We start from the raw sequence: 17,740 nt of genomic DNA, 5'->3' as shown, positions 1-17,740 counted from the left end.
GACCCCAACCTTGGCAAGGTTATGCTCTACCAACTGAGCTATTCCCGCGGAGTCTATCCAATTTTTTAAATAAAAAATCGAATGAAAAAATTTTGGAGCGGGAAAGGAGACTCGAACTCCCGACCCCAACCTTGGCAAGGTTATGCTCTACCAACTGAGCTATTCCCGCGGAGTCTATCCAATTTTTTAAATAAAAAAACGAATGAAAAAATTTTGAGCGGGAAAGGAGACTCGAACTCCCGACCCCAACCTTGGCAAGGTTATGCTCTACCAACTGAGCTATTCCCGCATGGGGCTTATAATACATTAAGAAAAATCAGGGTCAACAATTTTTTATTATAAAACGTGCTGATTGCATAAAATTAACACAATTTTTTTATTTTTTAGTTTAGATATCAAATTTTTGCCATATATTTACGCTATTTTTAAAAGTTTTCAGCAGATATTTAAGGCTTTAAAACAGGTTCATAACAAAAAAATAATTATCCGCTATACTTAAAATTAAAGAAATTTGTAAAGGTCATGAAAATGAGTCTTGAAAAGCAATTGATTGAAAAATTAACAACCTTAGAACCTACTCATTTAGAGGTTATTAATGAGTCAGCAGGACATGGTGGATATTTTCCAGGTAAAGAATCTCATTTTAAAGTCATTATTGTGAGTGCTGCCTTTGAGGGCTTACGTTTGGTACAACGTCATCAAAAAGTATATGCCTTGGCAGCAGAATTATTAAATCCAGGAAAAATTCATGCACTCGCAATTCATGCTTATGTACCAAATGAATGGCAAGGACAAGCACCTGCAAGCCCTGAATGTGCACATGCACCTAAAGCATAAGGTAAATTATGGATATCCATTTGGTTGTTAAAATTGTACATATGTCGAGTGCAGCTTTAGCTATGCTGATATTTGTATTACGTGCATCCACTTTATTTATTGGTACGCAAAATCAACAACCTAATCCAAAAGGTCGTGTTGGTTTTGTGGCTATGCAGCATTTGTCTTATACCTTGTTGGTGGTGACGGGTGTTGCTTTGTTGGTGATGAATAAATTCCAAGTACAACCTTGGTTTTACGCAAAAATTGTACTATTTTTAGTGTTATTGTCATCGCAGATTAAAGTGTATAAAAAAGATGATTCTATTTTATTGGCACAGCGTCGAGCAGGGTTAATGATAGGTATCATCGCTTTTGTTGCGATTATTTCGTTGATTATTATTAAGCCTGTTTTTGGTTGATTGTTAGACATTTATTTCCTACTTGTATGGAGTCTAGGTTAAACTGCATACAAGTCAAAAAAGAATGAATTTGAGGAAATTATGCTTACACGTGTGGTATTTAATCAAAAAGGTGGGGTGGGTAAGTCGAGTATTGCAGTAAATTTGGCTGCAATGAGTGCGCATTCAGGTCTAAAAACTTTAGTGATTGATTTAGATCCTCAAGCAAATTCGAGTCAATATTTATTAGGTGATGACGCAACGTATTCCGCAGATAAAACAGCACTTGAACCTAATATTGAAAGTTTTTTTAATGATGTTCTTGGAAATAATCAACAAAAAGGCTTACTGGGCAATGCAATTGGTTCAATTTTAAAATCAAAAAATAAAGGCTTTGATCAATATATCCATCGTTCGCCATTTCCAAACTTAGATGTATTGCCTGCAAGCCCGACTTTGGGCGGTTTAGAGCATGCTTTAGAAGCAAAACATAAAATTTATAAGTTACGTGACTCTTTGCAGACGCTTGTTGGGCAATATGAGCGAATTTTTATTGATACACCGCCAGCATTTAACTTTTTTACCTTATCTGCGTTAATTGCGGCTGATCGTGTTCTGATTCCATTTGACTGCGATGTTTTTTCAAAACGTGCATTACAAACTTTGATTGAAAATGTCATCGAAACTCAAGATGATCACAATGATCGTTTGGAAATAGAAGGTATTGTTGTCAATCAATTCCAAGCGCAAGCAAAACTACCACGTGAAGTGGTGCAACAGTTAAAAGATGAAAATTTACCTGTTTTAAATCATATGCTGCCACCTTCAGTTTTAATGAAAGAGTCACATCATAAAAATCTACCGCTTATCTATTTTGCAACAGATCACAAATTGACGCAGGCATATCAATCATTGTTCAATGAGATTGAGCAAAAATAAGATCGAGATATAGGATGAAACTTAGCTATTTAAATGCAGTGAAGTGGGCAACACTCATCATTGGTTTACCTGTTTTGACTGCTTGTGCAACGACTGTAAAACCAAGTTATGTATCGCCTACACAATATCAGGCAATGAATTGCGCACAGCTTAACTCTGAGTTTCAGCGCATTCAGCAGTATATTAGTAATGGTGTACAGCCTGCTAAACGTACAGGAATGGGCGTGGGTGTTGGGCTTGGCGGTGGTTGGGGACGTGGCGGCTGGGGCTTTGGACCTTCTATTTCACTCAATATGGGACAGTCTTCGAATACAAAAAATTCTGAATTAGCAAATCTTTATGGTCAGCAAGATGCGATTTCACAAGCTGCACAGTTTAAAAATTGTCCTTATGTGCCAAAACGTCAAGAAGTGAAAAAGTAATTTTTTATGAGATTTTCAGTCTAGATACTGGAAATCTCAATTTATTTTTAACTAAATATTTCATTATTAATTTTATAAAAAATAAATACTTAGAATGTAAATTATTGAAAAATAACTTTAAAATTACATATGAAATGGTATTAAAAACTTGTCATATTTTCAGGTTTTCGTTTAAGGTGTGCGCCTGTTTCCTCGATTTCTATTCGCTATATGATTGAAAATTGGCTGTTTATTGCTGCAATGTTAGCTGTACTTTTGATTCCAGGTCCAACCAATGCATTATTAGCAAATTCAGCATATCAACAAGGATTTGGCAAGACATTTACTTTGGTTCCTGCGGAGCTTTTAGGTTATTTATATGGCATTAGTATTTGGGCGTTATTGGTTCATCTGAGTTTACCCATTTGGCCAATGCTGATAGATCTTTTACATGTAGCAAGTGCTTTATACGTTTTTTGGCTCGCTTTCCATTTATGGAAAACATCTCATTTAGAAACTCATGGTTTATCACGTAAGGCATTAACACCATCGCAGCTCTTTATTTCAACTTTAAAAAACCCTAAAACGATCTTATTTGCCGCAGGTATTTTTCCTGTAGAAACATGGGACTCTTTTGCACATTACTTTTTAGTGATGGGGATTTTTAGTTTATGCCTCATTCCTTGTGCAGTATTTTGGATGTATTGGGGACGCAAGGTTTTAGCTGGAAATATGAAAGGCATTCGCGCTGACCAATGGTATAAAGGATCAGCGCTATTTTTAGTCTTATGTATGTTGCCTGTTGTAGTTCGTTTTTTTTAAGCTTTATCTTTGTTAAAAAATTTATGGCGAATATAACCAATAATACCCGGCAAAATACTTAAGATAATGATACCAAAGACTAAATGTGTAAAATTATCTTTGACTAATGGGTGTCTACCAAATAAATAACCCAATGTAATAAATGAACCCACCCAACATAATGCGCCAATCACATTATAAGTTAAAAAATACTTATAATTCATGCTTCCTGCACCTGCAACAAAAGGTGCAAAAGTTCGTGCAAAAGGAATGAAACGAGCAAAAATAATGGTTTTACCACCATGTTTTTCAAAGAATTGTGAGGTTTTAACCAAATGCTCTTTGTTGATAAAGCGTGATTCAATTTCAAAGACACGAGGTCCAATATATTTACCGATATGATAATTTAAAGTGTCACCCAGCACGGCTGCAATAAAAAGTAAGATGACCAACAATACAGGATCCATTGCACCTGTTGAAGCTGCTAAAGCACCTGCTGCAAAAAGTAAACTGTCGCCAGGCAGGAAGGGCATCACCACTAAGCCTGTTTCGACAAAAATAATTAGGAATAAAATTCCATAAACCCAATAACCATAATTTGTTATAAATTCAAATAAATGTTGATCAACATGTAAAATAAAATCAATGAGATTCATGAGGTGAAAGCTAAGTCAAATTGTGCACAAATCCTAGCAGTGTGAGACGGGAAAGTCAGTATTAAAAAGTAAATAAATGCATTTATTATCGTTCTGTTTTTGATACGATGGGTTGAATAATGACATATTTATTCAAATTTAGTACGGCTCTAACATAGCATCATCTTCAATATGAAATAAAAAATTGGTGTTCTCATGTTTAATCCAAACGTTGTTGTAAAAAATGTAGTCAATCAAACATCAGCTGAAGCGTTACTTACACTCATTGCACGTGTGTTCATGGCATATATCTTTATTATGGCGGGCTGGGGGAAAATTACTGCATATAGCGCAACCGTAGGTTATATGGAGTCTATGGGTGTTCCTGGCGCTATGTTACCTTTGACAATTTTGGTTGAATTTGGTGGTGGTTTAGCCTTGTTATTGGGTTTTCAAGCGCGTTTTGCTGCGATGGGATTAGCTCTATTTAGTTTAATTACAGCTTTTATCTTTCATAGTGGTGCAGAAGATGCGATTAATTTGATGAAAAACTTTGCTATGGCGGGTGGTTTATTCTTCCTAATGTTACATGGTGCGGGAAAAATCAGTCTTGATCATCTGATTGAAAAATAAAGATTAATACAGTGAGTTTAAAGCCAGAAATCAATCTGGCTTTTTTAGATTTTGATGTTTAAATGACAATATATTGATCAGTTGTATATCCAATGACCCAATGACCTAAATAGTAAAGTTCAGTGATTTTTTCCCAGTGTTGTCCTAGTCCATAATATTTTTCAATCAATGCTTGGCGAAAAGCAAAACACAATGCATTTTTTGCGGCATATTGAAAATCATACTGGTCATATTTAAATAATTGAGGATCAACAGTTCGAATAGATTGCATTAAGGCTTGAGTGATTTGTTTTCTTAAAATAATAATTGATTCAGGAGGTTTTTGAGTCATCGTATAAAAAGGGTTAGTTTCACTTAGACTTGTTGGAAGCCATTTGACTTGGTGATAGATATTTTTAAAGTCTGATTCTTGAGGGTATATAAAAGCACTTTCAATATTTTTAATGAAAACAATAGATTGATCTGTAAAATTTGCATGCCCCATATTTTTAAAAAATGGGTATTTTGAATTTTGAGTATTTCTTCTGTGATATGGAACATATTATTTTGAGCTGAAATTGAGATCGTTTATAGATGTGGAAAAAAGTTTAAAATCTTTAAACGCATTATAATTTAAAAATAAGTCATTTTACTTTTGAAAATTGTGTCAACTTGATGGAAGGGTGTGCGTCCTGCGCTGAAAAATGTTAGAATATGGCGCTTAAATCCATTTGCCTGCATAGTTGTATATCCATGACGACCAATACTCAAATTACTGAAGATCGTATCCTCATTCTGGATTTCGGTTCTCAATATAGCCAATTGATTGCACGCCGTGTTCGTGAAGCTGGTGTTTATTCTGAAATGTATGCGTTTGATATGTCAGAAGAAGACATCCGTGCATTTAACCCGAACGGGATCATTCTTTCAGGCGGTCCTGAAAGTGTGCATGAAGAAGGCAGTCCACGTGCGCCAGAAATCGTCTTTAATTTAGGCGTACCAGTATTGGGCATTTGCTATGGTTTACAAACCATGTCAGAGCAACTTGGCGGTAAAGTTGAGCCAGGTGATGTGCATGAGTTTGGTTATGCTGAAGTTAATATTCAGGTTCGTGACAAATTGATTGGCGATCTTGAAGATTCTAAAGACCAATTGAAAGTATGGATGAGCCATGGTGACAAAGTAACGCGTATTCCTGAAGGATTCCAAGTTACTGCAAGCACACCAAGCTGCCCATTTGCGATGGTGTCTGATGAAGCACGTCGTTTCTATGGTATCCAGTTCCACCCTGAAGTCACGCACACTGCCAAAGGTGCAGAGATTTTATCGAATTTCGTTCATGGCATTTGTGGTTGCCGTAACCTTTGGAATTCTGAAAACATCATCGACTTACGTGTAGAACAATTACGTGAGCAAATTGGTGATCAAAAAGTATTATTAGGTCTTTCAGGTGGTGTGGATTCATCTGTTGTGGCTGCACTTTTACACCGTGCGATTGGCGACCAATTGACATGTGTATTTGTGGACAATGGCTTACTTCGTTTGAATGAAGGCGAGCAAGTGATGGACATGTTTGCGAAAAACATGGGCATCCGTGTGATCCGTGCCGACGCTGAAGAGCGTTTCTTAACTGCACTTGCAGGCGAAGTTGATCCTGAGAAAAAACGTAAAATCATTGGTCGTGAGTTCATCGAAGTATTTGCTGAAGAAGCACGTAAACTTGATGGCGTGAACTTCCTTGCTCAAGGTACGATTTACCCTGACGTGATCGAATCTGCTGCAACTAAAAATGGTAAAGCACACGTGATTAAATCACACCACAACGTGGGTGGTTTACCTGAAGATTTAGCATTTGAATTGGTTGAGCCAATCCGTGACTTATTTAAAGATGAAGTACGTCGTTTAGGTACAACTTTAGGTTTACCACATGAGATGCTTTATCGTCACCCATTCCCAGGTCCAGGTTTAGGTGTTCGTATCCTTGGCGAAGTGAAAAAAGAATATGCTGACATTCTTCGTTTAGCTGATGACATCTTTATGCAAGAGCTTCGTGCAAGTGGTTGGTATGACAAAACTGCTCAAGCATTTGCAGTATTCCAACCAGTTAAATCAGTTGGTGTAGTGGGTGATGGTCGTCGTTATGCATGGGTCATTGCGCTTCGTGCGGTTGAAACTGTTGACTTTATGACAGCTCGTTTTGCACACCTTCCTTATGATTTGGTTGATAAAATCTCGACTCGCATCATGAATGAAATTGCTGACGTTTCTCGTGTGGTTTATGACGTATCAAGTAAGCCACCAGCAACAATTGAATGGGAATAATTATTTATTGATTAAATAATTTCTCAAATGGGTTAAGTCTTTGGACTTAGCCCATTTTTTATGAGCATTAAAAATATAACAAATCTAGAGTCTAAAAAATTATCTGAAACAGCATATTTTGAGCAGAAACCATCAACATTTGCCGATCTAAAAAATCTTCTATATCAAAATTGGTACCCTAAATTGTAGTGAAAGCGGTACTCGAAAAGAAACTGTATTGAGCAGACATTATCCAAGTAAAGAAAAATAGTTGATAGAAAAATTAAAATTCTTGTGATTTAGAATTTAATTTTGAGTTTAAAAACCGTAGTGTAAATATTTTTTAAATCATTGATTTTATTGTTTTAAGTTGGTTTTGATAAGCTTCAAACTATTGTGAAATATAGAAAAATATATGATTTTTTATTTTACAAAAATAGCCGTTTTAATCTGAATGAGATTGATCTGATGCTGGATCTGACCTGAAACATAAGAAATTAAGGATTGAATATTTTTTGTACTTGAGGGATTGAGGAGTAAAACAAAAAATTTAAGCAAAAAAGAGTAGGTTTGATATTTATTTTCCAAATTTGGATGTTGGAATTTTATAAATATTTATCTATGTCAGTTACTTAAGAAATTATTCATGGAATGAATCAAATATGCAAATCAATAAGAATGAGTCATCGAATGAACTCAGTGCCTCTTTAAAAACACGGCATCTCACTATGATGTCGCTTGCAGGTGTGATTGGTGCAGCGTTATTTGTGGGCTCTGGTAGCATTATTGCAGCAGCAGGACCCGCTGTGATTTTAGCTTATCTCGCTGGTGGCGCATTGGTTGTTTTTATTATGCGCATGCTGGGCGAAATGGCAGCAACATCTCCAGATACAGGCTCTTTTTCAACTTATGCAGAACGTGCGATTGGGCGTTGGGCAGGTTTTACGATCGGTTGGTTATATTGGTGGTTTTGGGTTTTATTGATGGCGTGGGAGGCGTATGTTGCAGGAATTATTTTGCATGATTGGTTTCCCTATATTAGTGTCAATGTATTTACATTGGCGATGACCATTGGTTTGATTTTTATCAACTTTATGCAAGTGAGTAAATATGGTGAAGTTGAGTTTTGGTTTGCTTTAATTAAAGTCATCGCTATTTTTGTATTTATTATTTTAGGTATTTTGGCGGTTGTGAAACTTTTACCTATGGCTGAAGTCAATGCAATCCATAATTTGACAGGGCATGGCGGTTTTATGCCCAATGGTATGGGACCCGTCATTGTTGCATTATTAGGAGTCATGTTTTCTTTTTTAGGTGCAGAAATCGTTACGATTGCAGCATCAGAGTCGAAAAATCCTGTTGAACAAACCAAGCGTGCCATCAAGTCTGTTGTTTGGCGAATTTGTCTTTTTTATATTGGCTCAATTTTTTTAATCGTGTGTATTGTGCCGTGGAATGATCCACTTTTAAGTCAAACAGGTTATGGTGCTTATCGACGTACCTTTGAAATTTTAGGTGTACCTGGTGCGCAATGGGTGATGAATTTTGTGGTGTTAACTTCAGTAAGTAGCTGTTTTGTATCAGGTCATTATACTGCATCTCGGATGTTGTATTCATTGTCAAAACGGGGTGATGCTCCACAAATTTTCCAAAAAACGCGTGCGAATGGAATGCCTATTTTTGCTGTATTTGCTTCCTGCGTTATGGCATTTGCCATTGCTTGTATGAACTTTTTCGATGCATTAAAACCTAGAGAAATTTTAGATATTTTAATGAATACAACAGGGATGATTGCCATGTTGGTTTATTTGGTCATCGCAATTTCCCAAGTCAAATTACGTTATAAAATGCAGCGTGAAGCGCAGGAAGTTAAACTGAAAATGTGGTTATTTCCATGGTTAAGTTATGTGGTGATTGTTTTTATTAGTCTGTCTTTGATCGCGATGACTTTTATTGAACAATATCGAATTTTGGTCTTATCAACAGGGGCTGCGGCTGCATTGGTGATGTTGATAGGTGTTATTGTTCAGGTACGCGCGGCGAAAAATAAGCATGTGGCAGTTCCTCAGTTGAAACGTAGATTTAATTAATATTCTCGTTTTTTTAGTTAAAAGACTTCTTTTTCACTGTAATAAAAGAAGTCTTTTTTACTTTAATTTTCTGGCAATATGGCGTGTTCTTTTAAGCATTGTCTGAGCACACTAAATGCCATCAGCATTTCTTTTTCAGCAACACAAGCAAACCCTAGGAGTAATCCACGAGTCGCATTTTGATTTTGTATAAAATATTGAGAAAGAGGGCGTACTTTTACACCGCGTGTCAGCGCAATTTGACCAATAGCAACATCGTCTGCATGATCAGGTAGCTTTAATACCAGATGTAAGCCTGCTTCATGGCTATATTCATGTACAAAGTTTGAACCTAAATAACGTTCAATTAACTCGATTAAAAATGCACGTCGCTTGGTATAGAGGAGTCGCATACGTCGAATATGTGCAGCATAGTGTCCCATTTGAATAAACTCAGCTAATGCTTGTTGGGTGAGCATATGTCCCCCCCGATATAGCTCAGCAGAAATGGTTTTTAGACCTGAAACGAGGCTTTTGGGTACGACCATATAACCGACACGTAATGCAGGATAAATCGTTTTACTGAATGTTCCCATATAAATCACAGGTGTATTTTCTTCTAAACCTTGTAATGAGGGAAAGGGTTGACCTTCAAAACGAAACTCACTGTCATAGTCATCTTCGATGATCCAGCTGCGATGTACACGCGCTAAATCTAACAATTGGCGACGCCGTGACAAACTTAAATGTGAACCTAAAGGATATTGATGCGATGGTGTGACAAAAATGAGTTTGGGTACAGGGGCTGTAGGGTCAGGAATAATACCTTCATGATCTACTGCCATTGGGTGAATATTTAAACCATTCATGGTTAATATATTTCGTGCTCCCCAATATCCCGGATCTTCAACCCAAACATGATCATCAACATCGCATAAGACTCTAGAAATAAAATCAACGGCTTGATGAATACCTTCTGTAATTAAAATCTGATCGGTATCGCATTTGACTGAGCGAGCAACACGTAAATATTCAACCAGTGCTTGTTTTAACTCTAAGCAACCCCCTTCATTGGTATAAATTAAATTGTTAACACTTGGCTGTCGATTGAGTCGTAGTAATATTTTACTAAATTCAGCATGAGGAAATTCAGTGACATCGGGTACACCTGGTACAAATGCTCCCCATTGATTTGGCGATGCAGCGGCATTTTCAAAAAAATTCATGCCACGTTTAGATAAGTTTTTTAATTCATAAGAATTCTGAGCTTTGATTGAGCTTTCATTACTTGAAACATTTAGATAAGTTTCAGGTAATTTTTCACTCACCCACGTACCACTACCTGTAAATGCTTCAACATATCCTTGCGCTTGTAATTGCTCATAAGCATTTAAAATAGTATTGCGAGAGACATTAAGCTCATGTGCCAAATCACGAGATGCTGGTAGTCGGGTTTTGGGAGGCAGTACATCTTCGATCATGGCATCACGTAAACAACGAAAAACACGTTGATATAATGCACCTTCAGTTTGTTGTTGTAGGCGTTGTAAAAGATGATCACCTAATAAACTACGCAAACAGTTTCTCCAATTGATAAAAATCCTTTTATTTTCATGATTTAGCATACAGCATTTGTTATTTATAAAGATCAAGACTTTGGTAATTTTTAGAGGATCTGTCTAAATATCAACAAGAAAATAAGGAGATGCTTGAGGGTTTTATAGGGAAATTTCAAACATCTCATGATTACTTTAGGGGGTTAAAATGAAACCATTTTCCCTGGGTTGATCATTGCTCCTAATCCAAAAGCACTTTTTGCAATTGGAATAACCAAGGGTGCTAAGCTACGTCCCAATAAGATATTTTGATGATGGATTTTTGCTAACATTTCAAAATCAGCACTTTGTCCTATAAAATCATCTGCGATGGCTTTACCGATTCGAACGGTTTGTGCAACGCCATGTCCGCTCCAACCATGTACTGCATATATAGGAAATTTATTGTGAAATTTACGGCTATCAACAGCACCATTCACAGTTAAATCAGTTGTTCCACTCCAAACAAAATCCATTTCCAAATTTTTAATTTGTGGAAAAACTGTATGAATGCGTTGTTTCAGATAACTTAATGTTTTTTCTGCGCCCCAGCATGTACCTGTACCTTGCCCACCGAACAATAAACGATTTTCTGTAACAGGACGATAGTAGTCAATCTGAAACTGCGTGTCATACACAGGATGTTCAAAAGGGAGTAACGCTTTTATATCAAGTTCTAAAGGTGCAGTTGTACTGACATAAGTATAAAATGGAATCGTGGTTTGTTTATGTTCAGGTAAAAGTTTGAATGAGGCATGATGAACTGCGAGCACTACAGATTTTTTAGCTTTTACGATTGCTTGTGCTGTTTTGATGTAAACTCCATCTGATTTTTCTTCAATTTCAAGGACTTCAGTTTGCTCATAGACGTTGCCACCATTTTGGCAAAAGCTATAGATTAAGCCTCGATTTAAAGCTAAAGGATGAATTTGTCCTCCTAAATTATCTAATAAGCCTCCAGTATAATAATCTGACTTAATATAATCCTGTAATTCATGTTGACCAATAATTTGTGTATGGTCTTCACCTAAATATTTTCGTGCATCTGAACCTTGTGTTAATGCAACCAAATGACCTTCATGTACTGCTGCTGTGATATGACCATTTTTACGTTTTAAATCAAGTTCATATTTTTGTGAAATATCATCTATTAAACGCATTGCTTCTGTAGATGTAAAATGCCACAATTTTTTAGCATCTTCATATCCTAAGCGCTCAGCCATTTCTGCTGCTTCCCAACGAGCAAGTCCTGGTGTCAGTTGCCCACCATTGCGACCAGATGCCGCAGCACCAATACGATTTTTTTCTAAAACCACAGTATCGACGCCTTGTTCAGCCAAATGTAATGCGGTTGAAGACCCGAGTAAACCTGCACCAATCACTACAACATCACATTCAATATCTGCTGTTAATGGTTCAAATGTATGCCAATCTTCAAGTGAACTTTCATAATAATTTGCAGGGTTTGAGCCAATTTTTTCATGAGCTTGTTTATGTTTGGGGTTAATCCAACTCCATTCTTTACCCATTTGTGTAGCGGCACTGTCTTTAAATTTTACATCTTTTAAATGCTGCGGCTTTGCAATGTGCTGAGATTTTATAAGTGTGTTCATGTGGGCTTTCCTTAACATAAATTAATAGGCGCTGCTTATAGCAATATTTTGCTTTTTCAGTAATTTATAGACAAATAGCAAAATGCCAATCGCTAACCAGAAACAACCAAAAGTCAGTGAAGATGAATCAAGATTGATCCATAAACAAAGAATACAAATGACAGAGAGAAGAGGTAAAAATAGATTAAGAAACTTATTTCTAAATCCATCACGTTGCTTATCACGAATATAAAATTTGACAAATACTGAGAAATTTACCGCAGTAAAAGCAACTAATGCACCAAAACTAATCAGGCTAATCACTTGAGCCAAATCTAAAAACATCGCGGAGAGTGAGATCAGCCCTACAAATAAAACGGAGAAAAAAGGTGTGCCTAATGATGCATGCATTGAACCAAAATATTTTTTTGGGAAAATATTATCTCGTCCCATGATATGGAGTAAACGTGATGCACTGGCATGCGAGGCAAGCCCAGAGGCAACAGTATTCATGATTTGACCACATAAAAATATGGACTGAAATAATGCCCCACCCACATACAACACGATTTCTGGTAATGCTTCATCAGGATTTTTAAACTGGATATTGCTCGGAAAATACAATTGAATAAACCATGAGGCAGTAAAAAAGATTGCTCCGCCTGTTAGTGTGGTTAAAATCACAGCACGTGGAATGGTTTTAGTTGGATTTTTAGTTTCATTTGATAATGTCGTAACTGCATCAAAACCTAAAAATGAAAAACATAAAACTGAAGCACCTGCGATCAAGGGTAAAATGTCCTGCTGTCCATGCCAAAGCGGTGTTAACGTTAAAATATGTTGGTAACTTTGCTGTGAACTGATGCCTTGTATGACCAGATATACAAAAACAACCATTAAAATAATAGGTGCAAAAACAAAGACTAAACTGAGGTTGGCAAGGATTTTGATTCTAAAACAATTCACTAATGTAACTAAACCTGCCGAGACCATTACCCAAGCCCAATAAGGTACACTGGGAATGAGAGCCGTGAGGTAAATTGCAGCCAATAACACATTGATTAAGGGTAAAAGTAAATAATCGAGCAGTGAGCACCAACCAACAAAAAAGCCACTTTTAGGACCTAAACTTTCGCTTGTATAACTATATGCTGAACCTGATTTTTCAGAGTTGCGACTAAAACGTGCATAGCTCCATGCTGTCAGTAGCATTGCACTTAATGCCAATAAGTATGCGAGTGGTACATGACCATTGGTGATTCCTGAAACAATACCAAATGTGTCAAAAACAGTCATTGGCGTCATGTAGGCAATCCCAATGATCGTGACTTGCCACAATGACAATTTTTTGCCCGAAGTTTCAATATTTTCCATGCGATTTCAACCTTGAATTTTTGTTTTTACTTCCTGTCCTAGAAAGTTTGCTTAAATTTGGGCTGCACGAAGCCCTTGCTCGATTTTTAAGAAAATTAAACGAGCGTTGTTTGTGGTCTAATATTGCGAGTTTTTAAATTTTAAATATGTTGAATACACATTTAAATTTAGTTATACCAAAACCAATTGGAGTGAGGCACTGGGGCGAGTGTTCACTTGTACAGTTTGATTTTTGAGTAAAGTTCCAATACGAATACTGACATCATTAGAGCTAATCACACGAGCACTATTGTTGATAATGACCGCTTTTTGTTTGATATTTTTGAGTTTTGGCATCAAAATTTTCTCTAATGCAGACACTAAAACATCAGTTGCAATCACGCCAATAAATTGCTCATTTAACATGACAGGATGTGCAATGGTGATGGTATAAGCACCGTTACAGATATAATCTACATAAGGTCCATAGAAACAAGGTTGATTGTTACGGGCAGGTTGTTGAAACCATTCAAATGAGCGGAAATCTAAAAAACGCTGCGCATTTTGATAATTTTCAAGCTGTGCTTGTTGCAGTTTTCCTTCTTTTTTATACCACCATTCAAGTGTCCAATAGTCTTGTTCTTCCAGTGTTTCAGGGCTATAACTTGCAAATCCCATGCCTTGACTATAGCTGCTGTTATAGAGCGCCATTTTGATTTCCTGTTGCAAAGCAGTACGTTCTGCAACTGAAAGTTTGATTCCTTTATTTCGTTCAAATTGATGCTGTGCACAAATTTGACTGGCTTGTTTTGCCAAACGTTCAGCCGTTGATGTAGTTTCATCAATGACTTGTTTCAGTAGCTCCTGAAGCTCTTTGACATATAGATTTTGGGTCATTCCTGTAACTCCTAAATTCCATATTGATTTCAATGCTTTATTTTAGTTTATCTGTTTTTTGTTTTATTGAATTGATAACTTATAGCGAAGCATTTGATCGGTTAGCATGGAAATAATTTTTCTTGCTTGGGTTAACGCATCATCTTCATTGGCTTGGATAAATGAAGATAAGAGTTGTTGATATTGCTCTATCATTTTGAAATGAAAATCATCATCTTGATAAAGTACAGCAATGAGCGGTGCCCATTCTGCTTGAATCATGAGTTCTTGATTGGCAAGACGTGCAGATTGAGCAAAGGATGTGATGGTCAATAAACAACGTAAATCGTATTGGGCACGTGTATCAGGCTCAGTTGCTTGGGCAAATTGTTCAATTAATTCTTGGATTTTACTGAGTTCATATTGTGTTGTGCGCTGTGCGGCTAAATACACGCTATGGCTAAAATTAGCACTATGAAATTCACCTAAATCTGCGAGAAATTCACTGGATGCTTGGCGTAGTGGATGCTGATTTAACAGTAAATCTGGTGGTAGTTCACAGACAAAACTGCCACCATTACGACCACGGCGTGTGTCAATCAAACCTTTTACACGTAAAGTATTTAAGGCTTCACGTACAGTAATTGGAGAAACACCCATTAAGCGCGCTAAATCAGCTTCATTTGGAAGTTGTTCATTACTTTTGAGCAATCCAGAGATAATTGCATTTTCCAAGCGCTCAACAACTTGTTCAGAACGAGTTGCCTGACCGATGGGTGCAAAAATTATCGTATATGCTGACATAGCCGTTTCTCTAAAAAGCTAGATCTTTGACCTAGCTCATACAAGCAAATAAAGGGTTTAAAATACGCCATAAGAATGAACAGCATGCTCATCTTCAGGCACAGCAGGAATTGCATCCCAAAGTTCTACAATTTTACCATTTTCAACACGCCAAAGTTCAAAATATGCATGTCGACTGCCAGAAATACTGCCTTCAGAATGGGTGAGAACAAACTGTCCATCGGCAATTGTGCGATGAATTTTTGAGTATACTAAACCCTGACCTTCATTGCGGATTTTGTTTAAAAAATCGATGACAGCTTCGATGCCATCACCAATATCGGGGCTGTGTTGTAAAAAATGGTTACCTTGGGCATAGTCTTTGAAACCGTTATAATCCCCACCAATTAAGGTCTTTTTAAAGAAAGATGTGACGATTTCACGGTTTTCTTCATTATTTTCACTCGGGAAAATTTGAGTCTCGCCATCTAATTGCGTGCGTCCACTGACATTTGGTGATGCTTCAGAAACCAAACCATCCCAATGTTCCACGATTTTAACATTATCTACACGATAAATGTCAAAGCCAACCAAAGGCTGTTCATCAAGTCCTTGGAAACGCCCATGAATGGCAACCAAATCACCATCAGCAAGAATACGAACGGCTTCATGTTTCATTTCTGGACGGTCTTCTACCAGTTGGCGTAAACCTGAAATTCCATCTGCAACCAGTGGCGAGTGTTCAATAAAATCTTCTGAAAAATAACGATCTAATGCACTGATATCATGCAAAGTAAATAATTCATGATGTGCTTTGCTGACTAAGTCTTTGATTTCCTGTTTATTCATTTTGTCATCCATTTCTTAAAATTGCTTTTTAAAAAAGCCACAGGTTTTACTGTTGTTATGGTAATGATCATATTGGAGTGTTGATCATTGCTAAAACCTGTGGCTTAAATGGTTTAATATGCGATGTAAACTGATTTATCTAGGGCTTAAGCCATAGAGGCTTAAACCTGAGTTAATCAACGCATTAATCATTTGAACTCATGACATGTTTCACGCGGGTATATTCTTCAAAACCATAACCTGACAAATCTTTGCCATAGCCCGATTTTTTGAAGCCGCCATGTGGCATTTCTGCGGTTAATGGAATGTGGGTATTGATCCAAACTGTACCAAAATCAAGCTCACGAGAAAGACGAGTTGCACGGGCATGGTCTTTAGTCCAAACACTTGATGCTAAGCCATATTCCACATCGTTGGCTTTATCAATTGCATCGGCTTCATCCACAAATTTTTGTACAGTAATCACTGGTCCAAAGATTTCATTTTGAATGGCTTCATCATGTTGCTGTAAACCTGTGATCACTGTTGGTTCAAAATAGAAACCTTGACGGTCTGCTTGTTTACCACCTGTTTCAACTTTTGCGTGTGCAGGTAGATTTGCAATAAATGCTTTAACATTTTGCAGTTGATTGGCATTGTTCAATGGACCATATAATGCATCTTGATCATCTGGGTCACCAAAGCGTGTATTTTTTGCTGCTTCAACTAATTTGCTGACAAATTCATCATAAATTGTTTCAGCAACAATGACGCGTGTTGCTGCTGTACAGTCTTGACCAGCATTGAAATAGCCTGTCATTGCAATCATTTCAACTGCTTTTTCTAGGTCGGCATCTTCAAAAACTAAAACAGGTGCTTTACCGCCAAGTTCTAAATGTGCTTTTGCTAAATTAGCTGCGGCTGACGCTGCTACTTGTAAACCTGCACGTACTGAACCTGTGATTGAAACCAAAGCAGGGGTCTTGTGTGATACGACTTTTGAGCCAACTTGTGCTTGTCCTAAGACCACATTAAATGCCCCTTTCGGGAAAAATGGTGCTGCAATTTCTGCAAGTAATAATGTGCTTTCAGGTGTCGTATCACTTGGTTTGAGTACAACTGTATTGCCTGCGGCTAAAGCAGGTGCAATTTTCCAGACTGCCATCATGAGTGGATAGTTCCATGGTGTAACTTGACCAACCACACCCACAGGTTCACGACGGATACTAGAGGTTAAACCTTCAAGATATTCACCTGAAGCAGTGCCTTCAAGTAAACGTGCAGCACCTGCAAAAAAACGAACTTGATCTGCTGATGCGCCAACTTCTTCAGAAGCAATCAGGTGTTTGAGTTGCCCTGTGTTACGGCTCTGTGCTTCGATCAAGCGTTCTGCATTCGCCTCAATGGCATCAGCCAAAGCTAATAATGCTTTTTGACGCGCTGATGGTGTACTGCGCCCCCAAATTTTTGCAGCATCTTTTGCAGCTGCATAGGCAGCATCCACTTCTGCATCAGTTGCATTAGGTGATTGAGCATAGACTTGTCCTGTTACTGGGCTGACCAAGTCAAAGTATTCTGTGCATTGTGCGGTGATGTATTCACCATTGATAAAGTGTTTAAGTTGATTGTTCGACATTTTTTATTCCTTGTCCTTGGTTTTAAACTATTACATATAACACTATATGTATTATGTTTTATTTCGACTGTCAAATAGCAAAAAATAAAAGTGTGAAAGTGT

17 protein-coding genes and 3 tRNA genes (1 of these 20 cut by a window edge) are annotated in these 17,740 nt (G+C 37.2%); 8 read left to right on the top strand and 12 right to left on the bottom strand.

Annotated features, from left to right (window positions below; all coding sequences use genetic code 11):
- From HX124_RS08570 to HX124_RS08560, 3 genes are all read right to left on the bottom strand, one after another.
- Nucleotides 1-48: transfer RNA gene (locus HX124_RS08570), tRNA-Gly, on the bottom strand; it reaches 128 nt to the left of the window's first position.
- Nucleotides 49-93: 45 nt separating this feature from the next.
- A tRNA-Gly gene (locus HX124_RS08565) sits at nucleotides 94-169 on the bottom strand.
- A gap of 47 nt (nucleotides 170-216) precedes the next feature.
- Nucleotides 217-289, bottom strand: a tRNA-Gly gene (locus HX124_RS08560).
- Nucleotides 290-528: 239 nt separating this feature from the next.
- On the opposite strand from HX124_RS08560, the gene HX124_RS08555 reads away from it, so the two are divergent.
- The 5 genes from HX124_RS08555 to HX124_RS08535 all read left to right on the top strand — a co-directional run bounded on the left by HX124_RS08555 (nucleotide 529) and on the right by HX124_RS08535 (nucleotide 3,379).
- Nucleotides 529-837 carry a BolA family protein gene (locus tag HX124_RS08555; RefSeq protein WP_107009434.1) on the top strand — a complete coding sequence of 103 codons (309 nt, stop codon included), beginning with the start codon at nucleotides 529-531 and terminating at the stop codon, nucleotides 835-837.
- An 8-nt stretch (nucleotides 838-845) separates the two neighbouring features.
- Nucleotides 846-1,238: a SirB2 family protein gene (locus HX124_RS08550; protein WP_286382869.1), complete on the top strand. Its 393-nt coding sequence runs from the start codon at nucleotides 846-848 to the stop codon at nucleotides 1,236-1,238.
- A gap of 81 nt (nucleotides 1,239-1,319) precedes the next feature.
- A complete protein-coding gene (locus HX124_RS08545) occupies nucleotides 1,320-2,156 on the top strand; it encodes a ParA family protein (protein ID WP_107009436.1) in 837 nt (278 codons plus the stop codon).
- Between the two features lie 14 nt (nucleotides 2,157-2,170).
- Nucleotides 2,171-2,578, top strand: a complete 408-nt coding sequence (locus tag HX124_RS08540) for a hypothetical protein (protein WP_286382870.1) — start codon at nucleotides 2,171-2,173, stop codon at nucleotides 2,576-2,578.
- Between the two features lie 210 nt (nucleotides 2,579-2,788).
- A complete protein-coding gene (locus HX124_RS08535; RefSeq protein ID WP_286382872.1) occupies nucleotides 2,789-3,379 on the top strand; it encodes a LysE family translocator in 591 nt (196 codons plus the stop codon).
- Here the strand turns inward: HX124_RS08535 and HX124_RS08530 are convergent.
- A complete protein-coding gene (locus HX124_RS08530) occupies nucleotides 3,376-4,014 on the bottom strand; it encodes a DedA family protein (protein ID WP_286376161.1) in 639 nt (212 codons plus the stop codon). The genes HX124_RS08535 and HX124_RS08530 overlap by 4 nt on opposite strands.
- A gap of 195 nt (nucleotides 4,015-4,209) precedes the next feature.
- Between HX124_RS08530 and HX124_RS08525 the strand changes: the two genes are divergently transcribed.
- Complete coding sequence (locus HX124_RS08525) at nucleotides 4,210-4,626, top strand: DoxX family protein (protein ID WP_286382874.1); 417 nt, start codon at nucleotides 4,210-4,212, stop codon at nucleotides 4,624-4,626.
- A 58-nt stretch (nucleotides 4,627-4,684) separates the two neighbouring features.
- On the opposite strand, the gene HX124_RS08520 is transcribed toward HX124_RS08525, so the two are convergent.
- Nucleotides 4,685-5,110, bottom strand: a complete 426-nt coding sequence (locus tag HX124_RS08520; RefSeq protein WP_286382876.1) for a hypothetical protein — start codon at nucleotides 5,108-5,110, stop codon at nucleotides 4,685-4,687.
- Between the two features lie 248 nt (nucleotides 5,111-5,358).
- On the opposite strand from HX124_RS08520, the gene guaA reads away from it, so the two are divergent.
- Together guaA and HX124_RS08510 are read left to right on the top strand one after the other, a co-directional pair.
- Complete coding sequence (guaA, locus tag HX124_RS08515; protein ID WP_286382877.1) at nucleotides 5,359-6,927, top strand: glutamine-hydrolyzing GMP synthase; 1,569 nt, start codon at nucleotides 5,359-5,361, stop codon at nucleotides 6,925-6,927.
- 641 nt (nucleotides 6,928-7,568) lie between these two features.
- Nucleotides 7,569-8,996 (top strand): amino acid permease, encoded by a 1,428-nt coding sequence (locus HX124_RS08510; RefSeq protein ID WP_286382879.1) that lies wholly within the window; start codon nucleotides 7,569-7,571, stop codon nucleotides 8,994-8,996.
- Nucleotides 8,997-9,058: 62 nt separating this feature from the next.
- On the opposite strand, the gene pdxR is transcribed toward HX124_RS08510, so the two are convergent.
- The 7 genes from pdxR to HX124_RS08475 all read right to left on the bottom strand — a co-directional run bounded on the left by pdxR (nucleotide 9,059) and on the right by HX124_RS08475 (nucleotide 17,638).
- Complete coding sequence (gene pdxR / locus HX124_RS08505) at nucleotides 9,059-10,552, bottom strand: MocR-like pyridoxine biosynthesis transcription factor PdxR (RefSeq protein ID WP_286382881.1); 1,494 nt, start codon at nucleotides 10,550-10,552, stop codon at nucleotides 9,059-9,061.
- A gap of 182 nt (nucleotides 10,553-10,734) precedes the next feature.
- Nucleotides 10,735-12,183 carry an NAD(P)/FAD-dependent oxidoreductase gene (locus HX124_RS08500; protein ID WP_286382883.1) on the bottom strand — a complete coding sequence of 483 codons (1,449 nt, stop codon included), beginning with the start codon at nucleotides 12,181-12,183 and terminating at the stop codon, nucleotides 10,735-10,737.
- Between the two features lie 21 nt (nucleotides 12,184-12,204).
- The gene (locus tag HX124_RS08495) at nucleotides 12,205-13,536 is read right to left on the bottom strand and encodes an APC family permease (RefSeq protein ID WP_286382885.1); all 1,332 of its coding nucleotides are present in this window, start codon (nucleotides 13,534-13,536) and stop codon (nucleotides 12,205-12,207) included.
- Nucleotides 13,537-13,707: 171 nt separating this feature from the next.
- Complete coding sequence (locus HX124_RS08490) at nucleotides 13,708-14,412, bottom strand: cache domain-containing protein (RefSeq protein ID WP_107009447.1); 705 nt, start codon at nucleotides 14,410-14,412, stop codon at nucleotides 13,708-13,710.
- 63 nt (nucleotides 14,413-14,475) lie between these two features.
- On the bottom strand, nucleotides 14,476-15,195 hold the full coding sequence (locus tag HX124_RS08485; protein WP_107009448.1) for a FadR/GntR family transcriptional regulator: 720 nt from the start codon (nucleotides 15,193-15,195) through the stop codon (nucleotides 14,476-14,478).
- A gap of 57 nt (nucleotides 15,196-15,252) precedes the next feature.
- Complete coding sequence (locus tag HX124_RS08480; RefSeq protein WP_286382889.1) at nucleotides 15,253-16,023, bottom strand: nuclear transport factor 2 family protein; 771 nt, start codon at nucleotides 16,021-16,023, stop codon at nucleotides 15,253-15,255.
- A 184-nt stretch (nucleotides 16,024-16,207) separates the two neighbouring features.
- Nucleotides 16,208-17,638: a gamma-aminobutyraldehyde dehydrogenase gene (locus tag HX124_RS08475; protein ID WP_286382891.1), complete on the bottom strand. Its 1,431-nt coding sequence runs from the start codon at nucleotides 17,636-17,638 to the stop codon at nucleotides 16,208-16,210.
- Between the last annotated feature and the right edge of the window lie 102 nt (nucleotides 17,639-17,740).

This window comes from Acinetobacter sp. 226-1 (assembly GCF_030329325.1).
Classification (GTDB): Bacteria; Pseudomonadota; Gammaproteobacteria; order Pseudomonadales; family Moraxellaceae; genus Acinetobacter; species Acinetobacter sichuanensis.
The sequence above is the reverse complement of the archived record's forward strand: the minus strand, read 5'-3'. Positions and strand labels throughout refer to the sequence as shown.